This is a genomic window from Demequina iriomotensis, from assembly GCF_000971395.1.
Lineage (GTDB): Bacteria > Actinomycetota > Actinomycetes > Actinomycetales > Demequinaceae > Demequina > Demequina iriomotensis.
The window spans coordinates 48503-64970 of record NZ_BBME01000017.1 but is presented as its reverse complement, the minus strand read 5'-3'; the positions used below and the strand labels follow the sequence as shown (position 1 = coordinate 64970).

Below are 16468 nucleotides of genomic sequence, written 5' to 3'. Positions count from 1 at the left end.
CCGAAAAAGTGAGCGATCACATCTCAAGGCCGGATGGCACACCATCCGGGTGCGGGCAGGTGTCGGGCGTCAAGGAGGACGTGGGCATGGACGATGCGCGTCGGGAGACCGTGCGGACCGTCGCGTGCGCGGCATCGAGGCCCCTCGGCAGACGGCGCGGTGCGCGACGGCGCGCACCAGGCGCCGTGCATCCCATCTCAGGAGGAGCACACCCATGACCACCCCCATCGAAGAGCGGCGTCGCATGCCGGCGCTGCTCGCGGCGACGTTGATCGCGGCCCTCGCGATCGCGCTTCAGTATCCGGCGAGCACGGCGCGCGCGGCCGTGTCCGCGACGCTGCTCGCGCACTACGACTTCTCCGCGACCGCCGGCACCACCGTGCCCGACGCGAGCGGCAACGGCAACGACGCCGTGATCCTGGGCGCGGGCGCGAGCATCGACGGCGACGTGCTCACGCTGCCCGGCGGCGCGAGCGGCAGCGGCGCGGCCTACGTCGAGATGCCCACCGGGATGTTCGACGGGCAGGACACCCTCACCATCAACACCTGGCTGCGGAACCAGACGGGCACCGGCTACTACGCCGCGATGTTCTTCGGCACCACCGAGAACCTCCCGAGCCAGTACTGGCTGCTCAACCCCGCGACGCCCACCGAGGGCCGCTTCAAGACGGTGATCACGGGCAGCCTCGACGCGGGCGCGCCGTGGTGGACCGAGGTCGGCATCAGCCCGACCGACGCGGCGAAGGGCGTCGCCGGTCCCGTCACCACGGCGGACTGGCAGATGTACACGACCGTCATCACCCCGACGGCCATCACGGGATACCTCGACGGCGAGAAGGTCGGCACGGTCGCGACCTCGCGCACCGTCAGCGACTTCGGCGCGGATCTGGTGGCGTACATCGGCCGCTCGTCCTACGGCGACCCGTTCTACGCAGGCGGGGTCCGCGACGTGGCGATCTACACCGAGGCGCTCTCCGAGAGCCAGGTGTCGGAGCTGTACCGGGGCGACCTCACGGACGAGGAGGCCGTGGCGGCCGACCTCGCGGCGCTCACCATCCCGAACCTCGACGACGTGCGGGGCAACATCACCCTCCCGACCGCGGGAGTCAACGGCAGCGCGATCGCGTGGGAGACCTCCGACGCGGCCGTCATCACCGCCACCGGTGAGGTCACGCGCCCCGCGCCCGGCGCATCGTCCGTCGCGGTGACGCTCACGGCCACCCTCAGCAAGGGCGAGGCCACGGACACCGCGGTGCTCGTCGCCACGGTGCAGCCGGCGCCGGAGACCGCCGACTACGAGGGCTACTTCTTCCCGTACTTCGAGGGGGAGTCGAGCACCGTGGGCGAGGAGATCTACTTCGCGACGAGCGTGGGTGACGATCCGACGTCGTGGAAGGAGCTCAACAACGCCGAGTCGGTGCTGCAGTCGACGCTCGGCGAGCAGGGCATCCGCGACCCGTTCGTCATGCGCTCTCCCGAGGGCGACCGCTTCTACATGCTGTCGACGGATCTCAACATGGTCGACCGCTACGGCAGCTACGACTTCGGCACAGCCCAGGAGACCGGCAGCCGCCGCCTCAACGTGTGGGAGTCGACCGACCTGGTCCACTGGAGCGACCAGCGCTCCATCGTGGTGTCCAGCGACCTCGCCGGGAACACGTGGGCGCCGGAGGCGTACTACGACGAGGACGCGGGGGAGTACGTCGTGTACTGGGCCTCGAACCTCTACGAGACCTCCGACACCACCTCCCGCGACTTCGCGACCACCTACAACCGCATGATGTACGTCACCACCCGCGACTTCGTGACGTTCACGGAGCCGCAGGAATGGGTCGACGTCAAGCGCGGCACCGGACGGGGCATGATCGACGCGACCGTCGTCAAGGACGGCGACACCTACTACCGCTTCATCAAGGACGAGGCGACGTTCGACGTCCGCCAGGAGCGCTCGACCGACCTCACCGCGACCGTGTCCGGCACGCTGCCCACGGAGGACTCCGAGGGATGGCAGCTGGTCAAGGAGCACATCGGCGTGGGTGAGCCCAACCCGTGGGGCGGCACGTTCACGCAGGGCGAGGGCCCGACCGTGTTCGAGGACAACGCGCAGCCCGGCCACTGGTACATGCTGATCGACCAGCCGAGCTACCACGGCGGCGAGGGCTACATGCTGTTCGAGACGTCCGACATCGCGTCGGGAGACTGGACGTCGGTGCCGTCGGCGCAGCTCCCGTCGAGCGCGCGTCACGGCACGGTGCTGCCGATCACCGCGGACGAGCAGGCGGCGCTGCTGGCGGCCTACCCGGACGATGCGCCCGCCGAGTACACGATCACGGTGGACGATGCGGCGACGGGCGCGGAGATCCCCGACAGCATGTACGGGGTCTTCTTCGAGGACATCAACTGGGCGGCGGACGGCGGCCTCTACGCCGAGCTCGTGCGCAACCGTTCGTTCGAGTTCCTCCCCATCGACAACGCCGGGTACACCGGCATGACCGCGTGGTCGACCACGTCGACGGGCGGCGGAGCGGGCGCGGCCACCACCGTGAACGACGACGAGCGGCTGGGCGAGCGCAACCGCACCTATCTCCAGGTGACGCTCGACAACCCCGACGGCGGCACGTACGGCGTGCGCAACGGCGGCTTCGACGGCGTCGCGCTCGAGGAGGGCGACCTGTACGACTTCTCCGTGTTCGCCCGCACCACGGCGCCGGACGGCACCCCGCTGACCGTGACGCTCGTGGACGCGGACGGCGCGGCGATCTCGGACACGCTCGAGCTCACCGTCGGCGACGACGGCTGGGCCAAGTACGCGGGCGTGCTCACCGCATCGTCCACCACCACGTCCGGGCGGCTCGACGTCCAGGCGGGCGGCGCCGGGACGCTGCGGCTCGACATGGTCTCGCTGTTCCCCGAGGACACCTACAAGGGCCGCACCAACGGCCTGCGCAAGGATCTCGCCGAGAAGATCGAGGCGCTGAACCCGGGCTTCATCCGCTTCCCGGGCGGCTGCATCGTCAACGTCGACAGCCACCTGGGCTACGACGAGGACTCGGACTACGAGCGCTCGCGCTCGTACCAGTGGAAGGACACGGTCGGGCCGGTCGAGGAGCGCGCGACCAACACCAACTTCTGGGGCTACAACCAGACGTACGGCCTGGGCTACTTCGAGTACTTCCAGTTCGCCGAGGACATCGGCGCGCTCCCGGTGCCCGTGGTGCCCGCGCTCATGAACGGCTGCGGTCAGTCGCTGCGTGCCGGAGAGTGGGACAACCAGGAGCTGCTCGACCGCCACATCCAGGACGCGCTCGACCTCATCGAGTTCGCGCGCGGCGACGCGTCCACCGAGTGGGGCGCCCTGCGGGCGTCGATGGGCCACCCGGAGCCGTTCGAGCTGGATCGCCTCGAGGTGGGCAACGAGGAGAACTACCCGGTGGAGTTCATCGCGAACTTCGTGCAGTTCCGGGACGCGATCCAGGCCGTCTACCCCGACGTCATGGTGATCAGCAACTCCGGTCCCGACGACCAGGGCGCCGCGTTCGACCTCCACTGGGAGCAGAACGTCGCCAACGACGTCGACATGGTGGACGAGCACTACTACAACAGCCCGAGCTGGTTCCTCCAGAACAACGATCGCTACGACTCGTACGACCGCGAGGGCCCGAAGGTCTGGGTGGGCGAGTACGCCTCTCTCGACAACCGCTGGTTCAACGCGCTGTCCGAGGCCGCCTACATGACGGGTCTCGAGCGCAACGCGGACGTGGTGCAGATGGCGTCCTACGCGCCGCTGCTCGCCAACGCGAGCCACTACCAGTGGTCGCCGGACATGATCTGGTTCGACAACGACGAGTCGTGGGGCTCGGCCGACTACGAGGTTCAGAAGCTCTTCATGAACAACGTGGGCGACCGGGTGGTCCCGACCGACGCCACGGGCGACGTCATCGAGCCGACCCCGATCGGCGGCACCGTGGGCCTGTCCACGTGGGCCACCGCGGCGCGGTACGACGACGTCACCGTCACCGATCCGGAGGGCGGAGTGATCCTCGCCGACGACTTCTCCGACGGGGATGCCGACGGCTGGACCTCGCTCGCGGGCATCGGCTCGTGGGCGGTGACCGACGGGGCGTACGTCCAGTCGAGCACCAGCGCGCTCAACACCCTGGTGTCCGCGCCGGCGTTCGACGCGGAGGACTACGACCTCAACCTCAAGGCCACCAAGATCTCGGGTGCCGAGGGCTTCCTCATCGGCTTCGGGGTCAAGGACTCGGGCAACTTCTACTGGTGGAACCTGGGCGGGTGGAACAACACCCGTCACGTCATCGAGAAGGCGACGGACGGCGCGAAGGAGACGCTCGTCGCGCAGGAGGGTCGTAGCCTCGAGACGGGCCACGAGTACGCCATCACCATCTCGGTGCGCGGCACCCACGTGGACCTGTACCTCGACGGCGTGCTCGAAGGTTCCTTCGACGACGACGCGGTGACGGAGCCGTTCGCGCAGGTCCTCACCGAGGACGATGCGACGGGCGACCTCATCCTCAAGGTGGTCAACGCGCAGCGACGCGCCGCGACCACGGCGATCGATCTGGGGGACCGCGCGGTCGCACCGACGGCGGAGATGACGCAGATCGTGGCGAAGCAGGCCGCGGTCAACACCCGCGTCTCGACGCCGGTCACGCCCGAGACCTCGACGGTCGACGGCATCGCCTCACGGTTCGAGTGGACGTTCCCGGGCAACTCGGTGACGTTCCTGAGGATCAGCACGGCGAAGGTGACGGGATTCGCCCCGCCGGTGGACATGACAGACGTCAACGTGGTCCAGGCCGGCAGCGCGGTCCCGCTGAAGTTCTCGGCGGAGCTGGGCGGGGAGGCGGTCACGGATCCGTCGCAGGTCGAGGTCGCCATCGCCGAGATGGCGTGCGGCGCCGATCCGTCCGAGGCGGGCGACGGCGTGGCCGTCGATCCGTCGCGCATCCGCTACGACAAGCGATCCGGGCAGTTCGTCCTCGTGTGGAAGACGGATAAGAAGGCGGCGGGCACGTGCTACGCCGTCACCGCGACCGTGGTGGGCGCGCCCGCCTCCGCCGGGGTCACCGCGCTGTTCGAGCTGCGTGCGAAGGGCTGGGACAAGCCCAACCCGTGCCCGCAGCACCGGCCCGGCGAGGAGGTGAATGCGCCGAAGGCGAAGGCGGCCAAGCCGAAGGCCTAGCCGCCCCGCCCGGGTGCCGCATCGTCTGGCCACGATGCGGCACCCGGCTCAGCCGTCCCGATCCTGGGCGAGGAGCCAGTCCAGGATCACGTCGTTGGCGTACGTCGGGATCCACGACTGGTGGTTGAAGCCGGGCGTCGTGTCCGCCTCGATCGTGGTGAAGAGGTGGGTGCTGCCGGTCCGCTCCGCCTGCGCGACGGCGTCCCGCGCCAGGGACTCCTGCCGGGCGTCGGGGAGCAGCCCGTCCCAGGCGGACCACACGACCGGCGTGCCCGCCGCCTGGAACGCCTGGAACGCGCGCAGGTCGGATCCCTCGGCGTCGTACGCGACCACCGCATCGTCCTCGGAGTGGACGGCCCAGATCGGGACCTCGGTGAGGGCGGCGGCCGCGGCGGCGACGTCGGCGATCCCGCCGCCGCACACGAGCACCGCTCCCGCGAACAGGTCGGCGTGGTCCTCAAGGATCGCCCACGAGCCGTACGAGCCCATCGACAGCCCGGTGAGGTAGACGCGCGAGGCGTCGACGTCCGGGTGCGAAGCGATGAAGTCCTCGATCAGCTCGACCACCGCGTCCTGCATCGACGGGTCCCACCATGCGCCCTTGGCAGGGTCGGAGGGATCCGCCTGCGGCGACAGGACGTATGCGGGTCCGGTGCGTTGCCGCGCCTCGTCGGCGAACGCGGTGGCGATCTGATTCCCGGTCAGCTGCCCGAGGTTGTCGTCGCCGCTGTCGCCGTAGCCGTGGAGCGTCACCACGAGCGGGTAGCCGTCCGTGGGCGCGGGCGTCTCAGGCGTGAGAGCGCGGTAGGGGAGCGCCGGGCCGGCGTCGCTGGCGAAGGTGGCGGACGTGAAGTCGTCGACCACCTCGTGGGTGACGTCCGCGACCGGCACCGCAGCGTCGGAGGCCGCGACCACGTGCCCGTCGCTCGACTCGAGATCGCCCACCTGGGAGATGGAGTAGCCCTCCTCGAGCGCGTAGCCGTGCGTGATCGTCGTCGACCAGTCGACGTAGGACGCGGCCGCGGTCGGTTCGGACGCCTCGAGCTCGAGGATGACGTAGCGCCCGTCCGCGGGCGCGCCCTCGGCGTCCGGCACGGCACCGGTGCGCACGGCGGTCACGGTGCGCACGCCGCTCAGCGCCTCCTCGCCGGCGGCGTCGAACTCGACCTCGACCGCGAAGTCGGAGGGCTGCGCTCCGTCGGGCGCGAGCGACAGCACCCGGTCGTACTCGAGTGCCACGGCCACCACCGTGAGCCCCTCCGGGGCGACGCGGGTGATCAGCGTCGCCTCGAGCGGCGCGGCGGACGAGGCGACGGACGATGCGCCGCCGCCGCATGCCGTGAGCGTGAGCGCCGCCGCGGCGAGGGTGGCCGTCATGGCCCGGTGGTGGCGCATCGTGCTCCTCGTCGAGTGCGCGGCCCCGACCGGGGCCGCTTCACGGAGGCTAGCGGCGCGCGGGCCGCCGGGTCCGTGGCCAGGGGCGCGATCGCACAAGCTGCGCCCCGCGCCGCACGATCGGTCGCCCGGCGGTGCCTACTCCGGGTCGCGCATGGCCTCCCAGTCGCGCGGCCCGAGGTCCGGCACCTTGCGCTCGTAGCCGTCCCGGAACAGGGGAGAGGAGATGAGGAAGTCCGCCGTCGCGACGTTGGACGCGATGGGGATGTTCCACAGCGCACCGAGGCGCAGGAGCGCCTTGACGTCCGGATCGTGCGGCTGCGGCTCGAGCGGGTCCCAGAAGAAGATGAGCATGTCGAGCGCGCCCTCGGCGATCCTCGCGCCGATCTGCTGGTCCCCGCCCACGGGGCCCGACAGGAACCGGTGGACCTTGAACCCCAGCTCGTACTCGAGCATGGTGCCGGTGGTGCCCGTCGCGTAGAGGTGGTGCGGCGCGAGCGAGCCCTTGTTGAAGGAGGCCCACTCGAGCAGCTCCGCCTTCTTGTTGTCGTGCGCGACGAGCGCGATGTGCATCGGGCGGGGAGGCGTCTTCTCGGTCACGGTCCGAGCATGGCACGTCGGGGTGCCAGGCCGCGCATCGTCGCCGCGGGGGTGCAGTACCCCGGGTGGGATTCGAACCCACAACACCGCGGGTTTGAGCCGCGTGCCTCTGCCAGTTGGGCTACCGGGGCGAGGGCACTAGGCTAGCGCCTGTGACTGATGAGAAGGACACTCCGCAGGCGGAGCAGCAGACCCAGGCCCCCAAGCGTGCGCGTCGCGCGGTCGTCGCGGAGGATGAAGCGCTCATCCGCATGGACATCGTCGAGACGCTTCGCGAGGGCGGCTACGACGTCGTCGGCGAGGGCGCGAACGGCGAGGAGGGCGTCGAGCTCGCCCGCGAGCACAAGCCCGACGTGGTCGTCATGGACGTGAAGATGCCGGTGATGGACGGCATCACCGCCGCCGAGCTCATCGCGAAGGAGCGCATCGCGCCCGTCGTGCTGCTCACGGCGTTCTCGCAGACCGAGCTGGTGGAGCGCGCGCGCGACGCGGGCGCCATGGCGTACGTGGTGAAGCCGTTCACCCCGGGCGACCTGCTGCCCGCGGTCGAGATCGCGGCCTCGCGCTACGTCGAGATCCGTGCGCTCGAGAACGAGATCGCGGACATCAACGAGCGCATGGAGACGCGCAAGAAGGTCGAGCGCGCCAAGGGCCTCCTCATGGAGAAGATGAAGCTCAACGAGCCCGAGTCGTTCCGTTGGATCCAGAAGACGTCGATGGATCGCCGTCTCACGATGCGAGAGGTTGCGGAGGCCGTGATCGAGCAGATGGGCGGAAAGTAGCGCAAACACCCTTGTGCGCGCCGTGTTGTGTCACGAAATTGTGATGGACACGACGCGAACAAGAAATCTTCCTTCGCTAGCGTGACGGTTACCGCCGGAGGGATTCCCTCTCCGGTGCTGTGACCGAGGCGGGATCATCCCCGCCGAAGTGGGAGGAAGAAACATGGCACGATGGAACTCCATCGCCCGTGGTGCGGCTTTCGCGGCCGTCGCGACCCTGTCGCTCGCGGCCTGCGCGACCGACGGCGGCGACGAGGGCTCGAGCAGCGACGCGACGACGGGTGGCTCCGGCTCGGGTGACGGTCTCAAGATCGGTTCGCTCCTGCCGCTGACCGGCACGCTTGCATTCCTCGGCCCGCCCGAGGTCGCCGGTGTCGATCTGGCGATCCAGGAGATCAACGAGGCCGGCGGCGTGCTCGGCTCCGAGGTCACCGTCTCGCACACCGACTCGTCCGACACGGCGAACGCCAACATCGCGGCGGCGTCGATCGACCAGCTCATCGGCGAGGGCGTCTCCGTGGTCATCGGTGCCGCGTCCTCGTCCGTCAGCCTCAACGTGGTCGACGACCTCACGGCCGCCGGCATCGTGCAGATCTCCGGCGCGAACACCTCGACCGCGCTGTCCGGCTACTCGGACTTCTACTTCCGCACCGCTCCGCCGGACACCGTCCAGGGCAACGCGCTGGGCAACCTCATCCTCGCGGACGGCTACAAGAACGTCGGCGTCCTCGTCTTCAACGACGACTACGGCACCTCGCTCCGCGACGTGGTCCAGGGCACCCTGGAGGCCGAGGGCGGCTCGCTCACCTACGGCACCACCGGTCAGGAGTTCGACCCCGACGCCTCGAGCTTCGCCTCGGACGTCCAGGCGCTGCTCGCGACCGACCCCGAGGCCGTCGTCGTGATCGCGTTCGACCAGACCGTGGGCATCATCCCCGAGCTCGTCGGCGCCGGCTACGACGCGTCGAAGATCTACTTCGTCGACGGCAACCTGTCGGACTACTCGGCCGACTTCGACCCGGGCACCCTCGCGGGCGCCAAGGGCACCCTGCCGGGCGCCTTCCCGGACGAGGAGTTCCAGGGCCGTCTCGCCTCGGTCGCCGAGGGCGGCGAGCTGGACGACTTCTCGTACGGCGCCGAGTCCTACGACGCCGTGATCCTCGCGGCCCTCGCGGCCGTCAAGGGCGGCGCCGTCGACGGCACCACCATCTCCGAGAACCTCGCGGCGGTCTCCGGCGCGAACGGCGGCACCGAGTGCACCGGCTTCGCCGACTGCGTCGCGCTGCTCGAGGATGGCGAGGAGATCAACTACCAGGCGGTCTCCGGCGTCGGCCCGTTCAACGACAAGAACGACCCGTCGAGCGCGTACATCGGCGTCTACCAGTACGGTGACGACAACACGTACTCGCTCCTCGACACCGTCTTCGGCGAGGTCCCGGCCGAGTAAGGTCGCCTCTCTCACGAGGGACAATCCACAGAAGGACCCCGGCTGCGGCCGGGGTCCTTCTGCGTGTCGAGCCGCGGCTCGGCGCCCCGACGGCCCCCGCGCACCCCGGTGACCGTGCGCGATTCCCAAGGACGCAGGTGACGCGTGGGCCACCGCGCGACCGATGGGGCTGCCCCAAGCGACGCATCGTCCCCGCCTGTCCCACGCGTCATCGGGAATCGCCCACCTCCCCGAGACGCAGTTCGGCCCCGGCCCCCTCGAGGGGAGCCGGGGCCGAGAGCCGGAGAGCAGCGGCGCTACGCGCCGAGCGTGCCGAGGTACAGCTCGATGACCTTGGGGTCCTTGAGCAGCTCCTGGCCCGTCGCCGTGTAGGCGGACGTGCCCTGATCGAGGACGTAGCCGCGGTCGCAGATCTGCAGGCAGCGGCGGGCGTTCTGCTCGACCATGATGACCGTGACACCCGTGCGGTTGATCTCGCGGGTCCGGAGGAACGTCTCGTCCTGTCGGACGGGGGAGAGCCCGGCGCTCGGCTCGTCGAGCAGCAGCACCTTCGGATCCATCATGAGCGCGCGCGCCATCGCGACCATCTGCCGCTCGCCGCCGGAGAGCGAGCCCGCCCGCTGGGAGCGGCGGTCCATGAGCACCGGGAACAGGTCGCCGACCCGCTCGAGCTGCTTCTTGAACGCCTTGGGCGCGAGGTAGGCGCCCATCTCGAGGTTCTCCTCGATGGTGAGCGAGGGGAAGACGTTGTTGGTCTGCGGGACGAACCCCACGCCACGCTTCACCAGCTGGTCCGCGCGCATGTTGGTGATGTCCTCACCGGCCAGCGTGACGGTGCCGGCGCTGATGGGGACGAGCCCGAACAGCGCCTTGAGGAACGTGGACTTGCCGGCGCCGTTGGGGCCGATGATGCCGATGAGCTCGCCCTCCTTCACCTGCATCGTGCACCCGTTGAGGATGCTGATGCCGGGAAGGTAGCCGGCGATGAGGTCGTCGGCATCGACGATGACGGGCTTGTCGCTCACGCGTCACGCTCCTCGAACAGGTCGGTGTCGTGGTGCGAGCCCAGGTAGGCGTCCTGGACACGCGGGTTGGACATCACGGTGCCCGCGGGCCCCTCGGCGATGATCTGGCCCTCGGCCATCACCACCACCCAGTCGGAGATGCGGCGCACCATGTGCATGTCGTGCTCGACGAAGAGCACGGTCATGCCGTCCTCCTTGAGCTCGACGATGTGGTCGAGGAGCGACTCGGTGAGCGCCGGGTTGACGCCCGCCATCGGCTCGTCGAGCATCACCATCGTGGGCTTCGACATGAGCGCACGCGCCATCTCGAGCAGCTTCCGCTGGCCGCCCGAGAGGGAGCCCGCGTAGTCGTCGCGCTTCTCGTAGAGCTTGAACCGGTGGAGCAGATCGTGCGCCTGCTCCGTGATCTCGCGCTCCCGTGCGCGCCATAGCGGCGGCGCGAACGCCCGTGCGAGGTTCTCGCCGGGCTGCTCCTGGGCGCCGAGCCGCATGTTCTCGATCACCGTCATGCCGCTGAGCGCCTTGGTGAGCTGGAACGTGCGGACCATGCCCGCCCGCGCGACCTTCGCCGCCGGCATGCCGCGCAGCGGCTTGCCGTTGAACACGCCCGAGCCCTCCTGCGCCATGTCGAAGCCGGTGAGCAGGTTGAAGAACGTCGACTTGCCGGCGCCGTTGGGGCCGATGAGCGCCGTGATGGTGTTGCGCTGGACCTCGAAGTGGTCCACGTTGACGGCCGTGAGGCCGCCGAAGCGCCGTACCACGCCGTCCGCGACGAGGATCGCGTCGGGCTTCGCCGCGCCGGGTTCGTGCGCGACGGTCTCGAATGCCGTGTCAGCCATTGAACGCCAGCTCCTTCTTGTTGCCGAGGACGCCCTGCGGGCGGAACACCACGAGGAACATGAGCGCGACGCCGACGAGCACGAGCGAGAACGGCTCGAGCGACGTCGGGGCGAGCACGTCCGAGGGGATGAACGCCGAGGCGAGCGCCTTGATGAGCGTGAGGCCGGACCAGAACAGGATCGCACCGAGCACCGGCCCGAACACGGTCGCGGCGCCGCCGAGCAGCAGCAGCGTCCAGATCCAGAACGTGGTGGGGCGCCCCATCGCGTCCGGCTGGACGGAGTTGCCGATCGCCCACAGCATGCCGGCGAGGGCGCCGATGACGCCGCCGATGACCAGCGCCTGCATCTTGTACGAGTAGACGTTCTTGCCGAGCGAGCGGACGGCGTCCTCGTCCTCGCGGATGCCCTTGAGGACGCGACCCCACGGGGACTTCGACAGGCGCCAGAACACGAGGGCGAACACGCCCACCAGGCCCCAGGTGACGAGCGTGAGCCACCACGACGACGAGCGGGTGCCGTGCATCGCGAACGGTCCGATCTCGACCATCGAGTCCGCGAAGGGCGAGAGCTCCTCGAAGGGGGCCTTGAAGTCGGAGCCGCGGATGCCGGTGGACGCGCCCGTGAGCTCCGCAAGGCTCTGCGAGCGTCCGAGGAAGCGGACCATCTCCGCCGCGGCGATCGTCACGATCGCGAGGTAGTCGCCGCGCAGCTTGAGCGTCGGCCAGCCGAGCAGCAGCGCGAACAGCGCGGCCGCGGCGAGCCCGACGAGCACGGCGAGCCAGATCGGCCAGCCCTCGCGCAGCGAGATCGCGAAGCCGTACATGCCCAGGAGCATGAAGCCGGCGTGGCCCATGTTGAGCAGACCCGTGAGGCCGAAGTGGAAGTTGAGGCCGATCGCGGCGAGCGCGAAGGCGGCGGTCGACGGCGCGATCGCCGTCGTGAGCACCTGGATGAGGATGTCCATGGTCAGCCCACCCTTTCCGCGCGGCCGAGGATGCCCTGCGGGCGCACCAGCAGGACGATGATGAGGATGAAGAGCGCGGTCGCGAACTTGAGGTCGGGCGCGAGCCACACGGTGGAGACCTCGGCGACGATGCCGATGATCAGCGAGCCGACGAGCGCGCCGTACGGGTGGCCGAGGCCTCCCAGCGTCACGGCGGCGAACATCATCATGAGCAGCTTGGTGCCGTCGTCGAAGCCGATGCCCTGCTGGTACAGCGCGAGCAGGATGCCGCCGAGCGCCGCGAGGCCGGCCGCCATCATCCACACGATGCGGATGATGCTGTCGACCTTGATGCCGGAGGCGGAGGCGAGGGCGGGGTTGTCGGACACCGCGCGGGTCGCGCGGCCCAGGCGGGTGCGCTGCAGGAAGAACGCGACCCCGATGAGCGCGATGATCGCGATCGCCATGGAGATCAGCGTGACGTTGCCGACCGAGATGGGCCCGTACTGGTGGCGCGGGTCGATCGACGTGGTGAGGCGCACCGGGCGACCGCCCATCCACCATTGGATGAAGTTCACCAGGGCGAGCGAGAGCCCGATCGAGACGATCATCTGCTGCACCATGCCCACGCGGCGGCGGCGCAGCTGGCTCCAGATCATCTTGTCCTGGACCCAGCCGAAGAACACCGCGATCGCGATGCCGACGAGCACCGCGGGCAGGAACGGCATGTTGATCTTGAACTCGAACGGCAGCAGCGGGAAGGTCACCGCCTGCGGCGTCGCGAGGAAGTACGTGATCATCGCGCCGAACGTCACCATCTCGCCATGCGCGAAGTTGCTCAGCGCCGTGGTGCCGTAGATGAGCGACAGGCCCACCGACGCGAGCGCGAGCAGCAGGCCGAAGACGATGCCGTTGAAGAGGTTCTGCAGCAGGAGGCTGCTCCCGCCGCCGGAGGCGGCCGAGCCGGTCGCCGCATCGGCCGACCCTCCTGTGCTCAACGCCACGGTGATCGCCACCGCGACGACGAGGAAGACGGCGACCGCTCGAAGCAGCACCCGCCTGTCAAGTTTTCCCAACACGTAGCCCCTCCATCGTTTCTGGTTGGCGGTCAAACTACCCGAGCCATGTTTCGACTATGTGGCAGGCGCCACGCGCAAGGCGCAGGTCAGCCGGGCCTCCGCCAGGTTCTGTCCCTTTTGGTCGGCGATGACGATGCGGTAGCTCGCGACGGAGCGGCCGAGGTGGATCGCGGTCGCGGTGCCGGTGACGTGCCCGTCGCGGGTCCCCTTGACGTGCGTGATGTTGAGATCGACGCCCACGGCCACCCCGTCCGGGTCGAGCGTGAGCACGTGCGCCATGGCCGCGAGCGACCCCAGCGTCTCCGCCAGCACGGCGGACGCGCCGCCATGGAGGAGGCCGTAGGGTTGCGTGTTCCCGTGCACCGGCATCGTCCCTACGGCGATGTCAGGGGTGACCTTCACAATGGAGATGCCCATCCGGGCGATGAGCCCGTCGGTGGGCACGTGCGGGACCGGGACCTCGACGTCGGACATGGAAGTAGGTTGGCACCTGTGAGCGAATCCACCAAGGGAACACTCCTGCTCGTCGACGGATTGTCGATGGCCTTCCGGGCGTTCTTCGGGCTTCCGGTCGAGAACTTCGCCACGTCGACGGGCGTCCCCACCAACGCCGTGTACGGCTTCACCACGATGCTCGCGACGCTGATGAAGGACCATCAGCCCACGCACGTCGCGGTCGCGTTCGACCTGCCCGGCGGCACCTTCCGCACGGAGCGCCTGCCGTCGTACAAGGGCACGCGCGACGCGACGCCGCCCGAGTTCGAGCCGCAGGTGCCGCTCATCCGGGAGGTGCTCGGAGCGCTGCGCGTGACCGCGGTCGACAAGGCCAACTACGAGGCGGACGACCTGCTCGCGACGTACGCCCGGCTCGGCAGGGAGGCCGGGCTGCGCGTGCTGGTCGTGTCGGGCGACCGCGACACCATCCAGCTGGTCAACGACGACGTCACGCTGCTCTATCCGCGCAAGGGCGTGTCGGACCTCGTGCACTTCACGCCCGCGTCGGTGGAGGAGAAGTACGGGGTGAGGCCCGAGCAGTACCCCGACATGGCGGCGCTGGTCGGCGAGACCAGCGACAACCTCCCGGGTGTGCCGGGCGTCGGGCCCAAGACCGCCGCGAAGTGGATCGTCACCTACGGCGGCCTTCCGGGCATCCTCGACAGCGCGGACGACGTCCCGGGCAAGGCCGGCCAGAGCCTGCGGGTCCACGTGGACCAGGTCCGCCTCAATCGCGAGCTCAACCACCTCCTTCCCGACCTCGAGGTGGCCGTGCCCCTCGGCGATCTCGAGTACGCGGGCGCGGACGCCACCGCGATCCACGAGGTCTGCGACGCGCTCCAGTTCCGGACGCTGCGCGACAGGCTGCTCCCGTTCGTCGCCGATGCGGGGGCCGCGGACCCCGTCGACACCCCCGCGGTCGTCGTGCGCGTCGAGGGCGCGGTCGCCGCGATCACCGCGATGGCGGGTCCCGTCGCGCTCCACGTGGAGGGCAAGGGGGGAGCGGAGGCCGATGCGTGGGCGCTGGGCGTCGCCGCGGCCGCTGACGTCGCGTGGGGGGTCGACCTCGCGCAGCTGAGCGCCGTTGAGGAGCGCGCGCTCGCCGCCTGGCTCGCGGACCCGGACGTCCCCAAGGTGCTGCATGCGGCGAAGGACGGATGGCATGCGCTCCAGGCGCGGGGATGGGAGCTCGCGGGCATCGTCGGCGACACCCAGATCGCCGCATTCCTGGTCAACCCCGATCAGCGCGGCTTCGAGCTCGAGCAGATCCTCCAGCGTCACCTGGGGCTCTCGCTCGACGCGGGGGCGGCGGCGGACGAGCTCGACCTGGGCCTCGGCGGCTCGGCGGCGGAGGCGGCGGGTGAGCGCGCCGCGCACGTGCGCGCGCTGGCGGCGGTCCTCGACCCCATGGTCGACGAGCGCGGCATGACGCGCCTCTACGCCGAGCTCGAGATCCCGCTGCTGACCGTGCTCGCGCGCATGGAGCATGCGGGCATGGCGGTGGACGCCGCCCATCTCCGCACGCTCGCCGACGAGGCGCGCGGTCGTGCCGATCGCGCCGCGGAGGAGGCGTACGGCGCGCTGGGCGGCGACCGTGTCAACCTCGGCTCGCCCAAGCAGCTGCAGGAGGTGCTGTTCGACCGCCTCGGCATGCCCAAGACCAAGAAGATCAAGACGGGCTACTCGACCGACGCATCGTCCCTTCACGACCTCAACGAGAAGGCGCCGCACCCGTTCCTCACCGCGCTGCTCGCGCATCGGGACGCGACCAAGCTCTCGCAGATCATCGAGACGCTTGCGCAGTCGGTGCGCGCCGACGGCCGCATCCACACCACGTTCTCGCAGGTGGTCGCCGCGACGGGCCGTCTGAGCTCGAAGGACCCGAACCTGCAGAACATCCCGATCCGCACGCCCGAGGGGCACCGGATCAGGGAGGCCTTCGTGGTGGGCGAGGGGTTCGGGACGCTGGTCACGGCCGACTACTCGCAGATCGAGATGCGCATCATGGCGCACCTGTCAGGCGACGCGGGGCTCATCGAGGCGTTCGTGGCGGGGGAGGACCTTCACCGCTTCGTGGGCTCGCGGGTGTACGGCGTGGCGCCCGCGGACGTCACGCCCGAGATGCGGTCGCACGTCAAGGCGATGTCCTACGGGCTCGCGTACGGGCTGTCGACCTTCGGGCTGTCGCGCCAGCTCGGCATCTCCGTGAACGCGGCGCAGGCGCTCGTGGACGACTACTACGCGCGGTTCCGCGGGGTGCGCGAGTATCTCGACGCGGTGGTGGACCAGGCCCGGCAGGACGGGTACACCGAGACCATCTTCGGTCGCCGGCGCTACATCCCCGATCTCACCTCGACCAACCGCCAGCGGCGCGACATCGCCGAGCGGGTCGCGCTCAACGCCCCGATCCAGGGCTCCGCGGCGGACCTCATCAAGCGGGCGATGCTCGGGGTGGAGCGCCGCCTGAGGGACGAAGGTCTGGCATCCCGGCAGGTACTTCAGGTGCATGATGAGCTCGTGGTCGAGACAGCCCCCGAGGAGAGCGCGGCGGTCGAGGCCATTCTCAGGGAGGAGATGCACGCCGCAGGCGATCTCAGCGTTCCTCTCGATGTCAACGTCGGAACGGGCGGTGACTGGCGCACCGCCGGACACTAGGG

The 16468-nt window shown here is 69.8% G+C and carries 11 protein-coding genes and 1 tRNA gene; 4 read left to right on the top strand and 8 right to left on the bottom strand.

Features of this window, described 5'->3' with window-relative positions; all coding sequences use genetic code 11:
• Nucleotides 1-214: 214 nt before the first annotated feature.
• Nucleotides 215-5203 (top strand): alpha-L-arabinofuranosidase family protein, encoded by a 4989-nt coding sequence (locus AOM09_RS15005; protein ID WP_169747658.1) that lies wholly within the window; start codon nt 215-217, stop codon nt 5201-5203.
• Between the two features lie 48 nt (nt 5204-5251).
• Here AOM09_RS15005 and AOM09_RS12020 read toward each other — a convergent pair whose 3' ends face one another.
• The 3 genes from AOM09_RS12020 to AOM09_RS12010 all read right to left on the bottom strand — a co-directional run bounded on the left by AOM09_RS12020 (nt 5252) and on the right by AOM09_RS12010 (nt 7329).
• A complete protein-coding gene (locus AOM09_RS12020) occupies nt 5252-6580 on the bottom strand; it encodes a PHB depolymerase family esterase (RefSeq protein WP_062388791.1) in 1329 nt (442 codons plus the stop codon).
• Nucleotides 6581-6736: 156 nt separating this feature from the next.
• Nucleotides 6737-7198, bottom strand: coding sequence for a methylglyoxal synthase (locus tag AOM09_RS12015; RefSeq protein ID WP_228375136.1), 462 nt, complete (start codon nt 7196-7198; stop codon nt 6737-6739).
• Nucleotides 7199-7255: 57 nt separating this feature from the next.
• Nucleotides 7256-7329, bottom strand: a tRNA-Leu gene (locus AOM09_RS12010).
• 21 nt (nt 7330-7350) lie between these two features.
• Between AOM09_RS12010 and AOM09_RS12005 the strand changes: the two genes are divergently transcribed.
• Together AOM09_RS12005 and AOM09_RS12000 are read left to right on the top strand one after the other, a co-directional pair.
• Entirely contained in the window at nt 7351-7980 is a 630-nt protein-coding gene (locus tag AOM09_RS12005) for an ANTAR domain-containing response regulator (RefSeq protein ID WP_062388786.1), read from the top strand.
• A gap of 163 nt (nt 7981-8143) precedes the next feature.
• The gene (locus AOM09_RS12000; protein ID WP_062388783.1) at nt 8144-9427 is read left to right on the top strand and encodes an ABC transporter substrate-binding protein; all 1284 of its coding nucleotides are present in this window, start codon (nt 8144-8146) and stop codon (nt 9425-9427) included.
• A 296-nt stretch (nt 9428-9723) separates the two neighbouring features.
• Here AOM09_RS12000 and AOM09_RS11995 read toward each other — a convergent pair whose 3' ends face one another.
• The 5 genes from AOM09_RS11995 to AOM09_RS11975 all read right to left on the bottom strand — a co-directional run bounded on the left by AOM09_RS11995 (nt 9724) and on the right by AOM09_RS11975 (nt 13790).
• Nucleotides 9724-10452 carry an ABC transporter ATP-binding protein gene (locus tag AOM09_RS11995; RefSeq protein ID WP_062388780.1) on the bottom strand — a complete coding sequence of 243 codons (729 nt, stop codon included), beginning with the start codon at nt 10450-10452 and terminating at the stop codon, nt 9724-9726.
• On the bottom strand, nt 10449-11291 hold the full coding sequence (locus AOM09_RS11990) for an ABC transporter ATP-binding protein (RefSeq protein WP_062388777.1): 843 nt from the start codon (nt 11289-11291) through the stop codon (nt 10449-10451). Before AOM09_RS11990 ends, AOM09_RS11995 begins: the two co-directional genes overlap by 4 nt.
• Nucleotides 11284-12258: a branched-chain amino acid ABC transporter permease gene (locus tag AOM09_RS11985; protein WP_062388775.1), complete on the bottom strand. Its 975-nt coding sequence runs from the start codon at nt 12256-12258 to the stop codon at nt 11284-11286. Before AOM09_RS11985 ends, AOM09_RS11990 begins: the two co-directional genes overlap by 8 nt.
• Nucleotides 12259-12260: 2 nt before the next feature.
• Nucleotides 12261-13292: a branched-chain amino acid ABC transporter permease gene (locus AOM09_RS11980; RefSeq protein ID WP_062388772.1), complete on the bottom strand. Its 1032-nt coding sequence runs from the start codon at nt 13290-13292 to the stop codon at nt 12261-12263.
• Nucleotides 13293-13370: 78 nt separating this feature from the next.
• On the bottom strand, nt 13371-13790 hold the full coding sequence (locus AOM09_RS11975; RefSeq protein ID WP_062388769.1) for a PaaI family thioesterase: 420 nt from the start codon (nt 13788-13790) through the stop codon (nt 13371-13373).
• Nucleotides 13791-13808: 18 nt separating this feature from the next.
• Here AOM09_RS11975 and polA point away from each other — a divergent pair, with 18 nt between their 5' ends.
• Nucleotides 13809-16466 (top strand): DNA polymerase I, encoded by a 2658-nt coding sequence (gene polA, locus AOM09_RS11970; RefSeq protein WP_228375135.1) that lies wholly within the window; start codon nt 13809-13811, stop codon nt 16464-16466.
• Nucleotides 16467-16468: the final 2 nt, after the last annotated feature.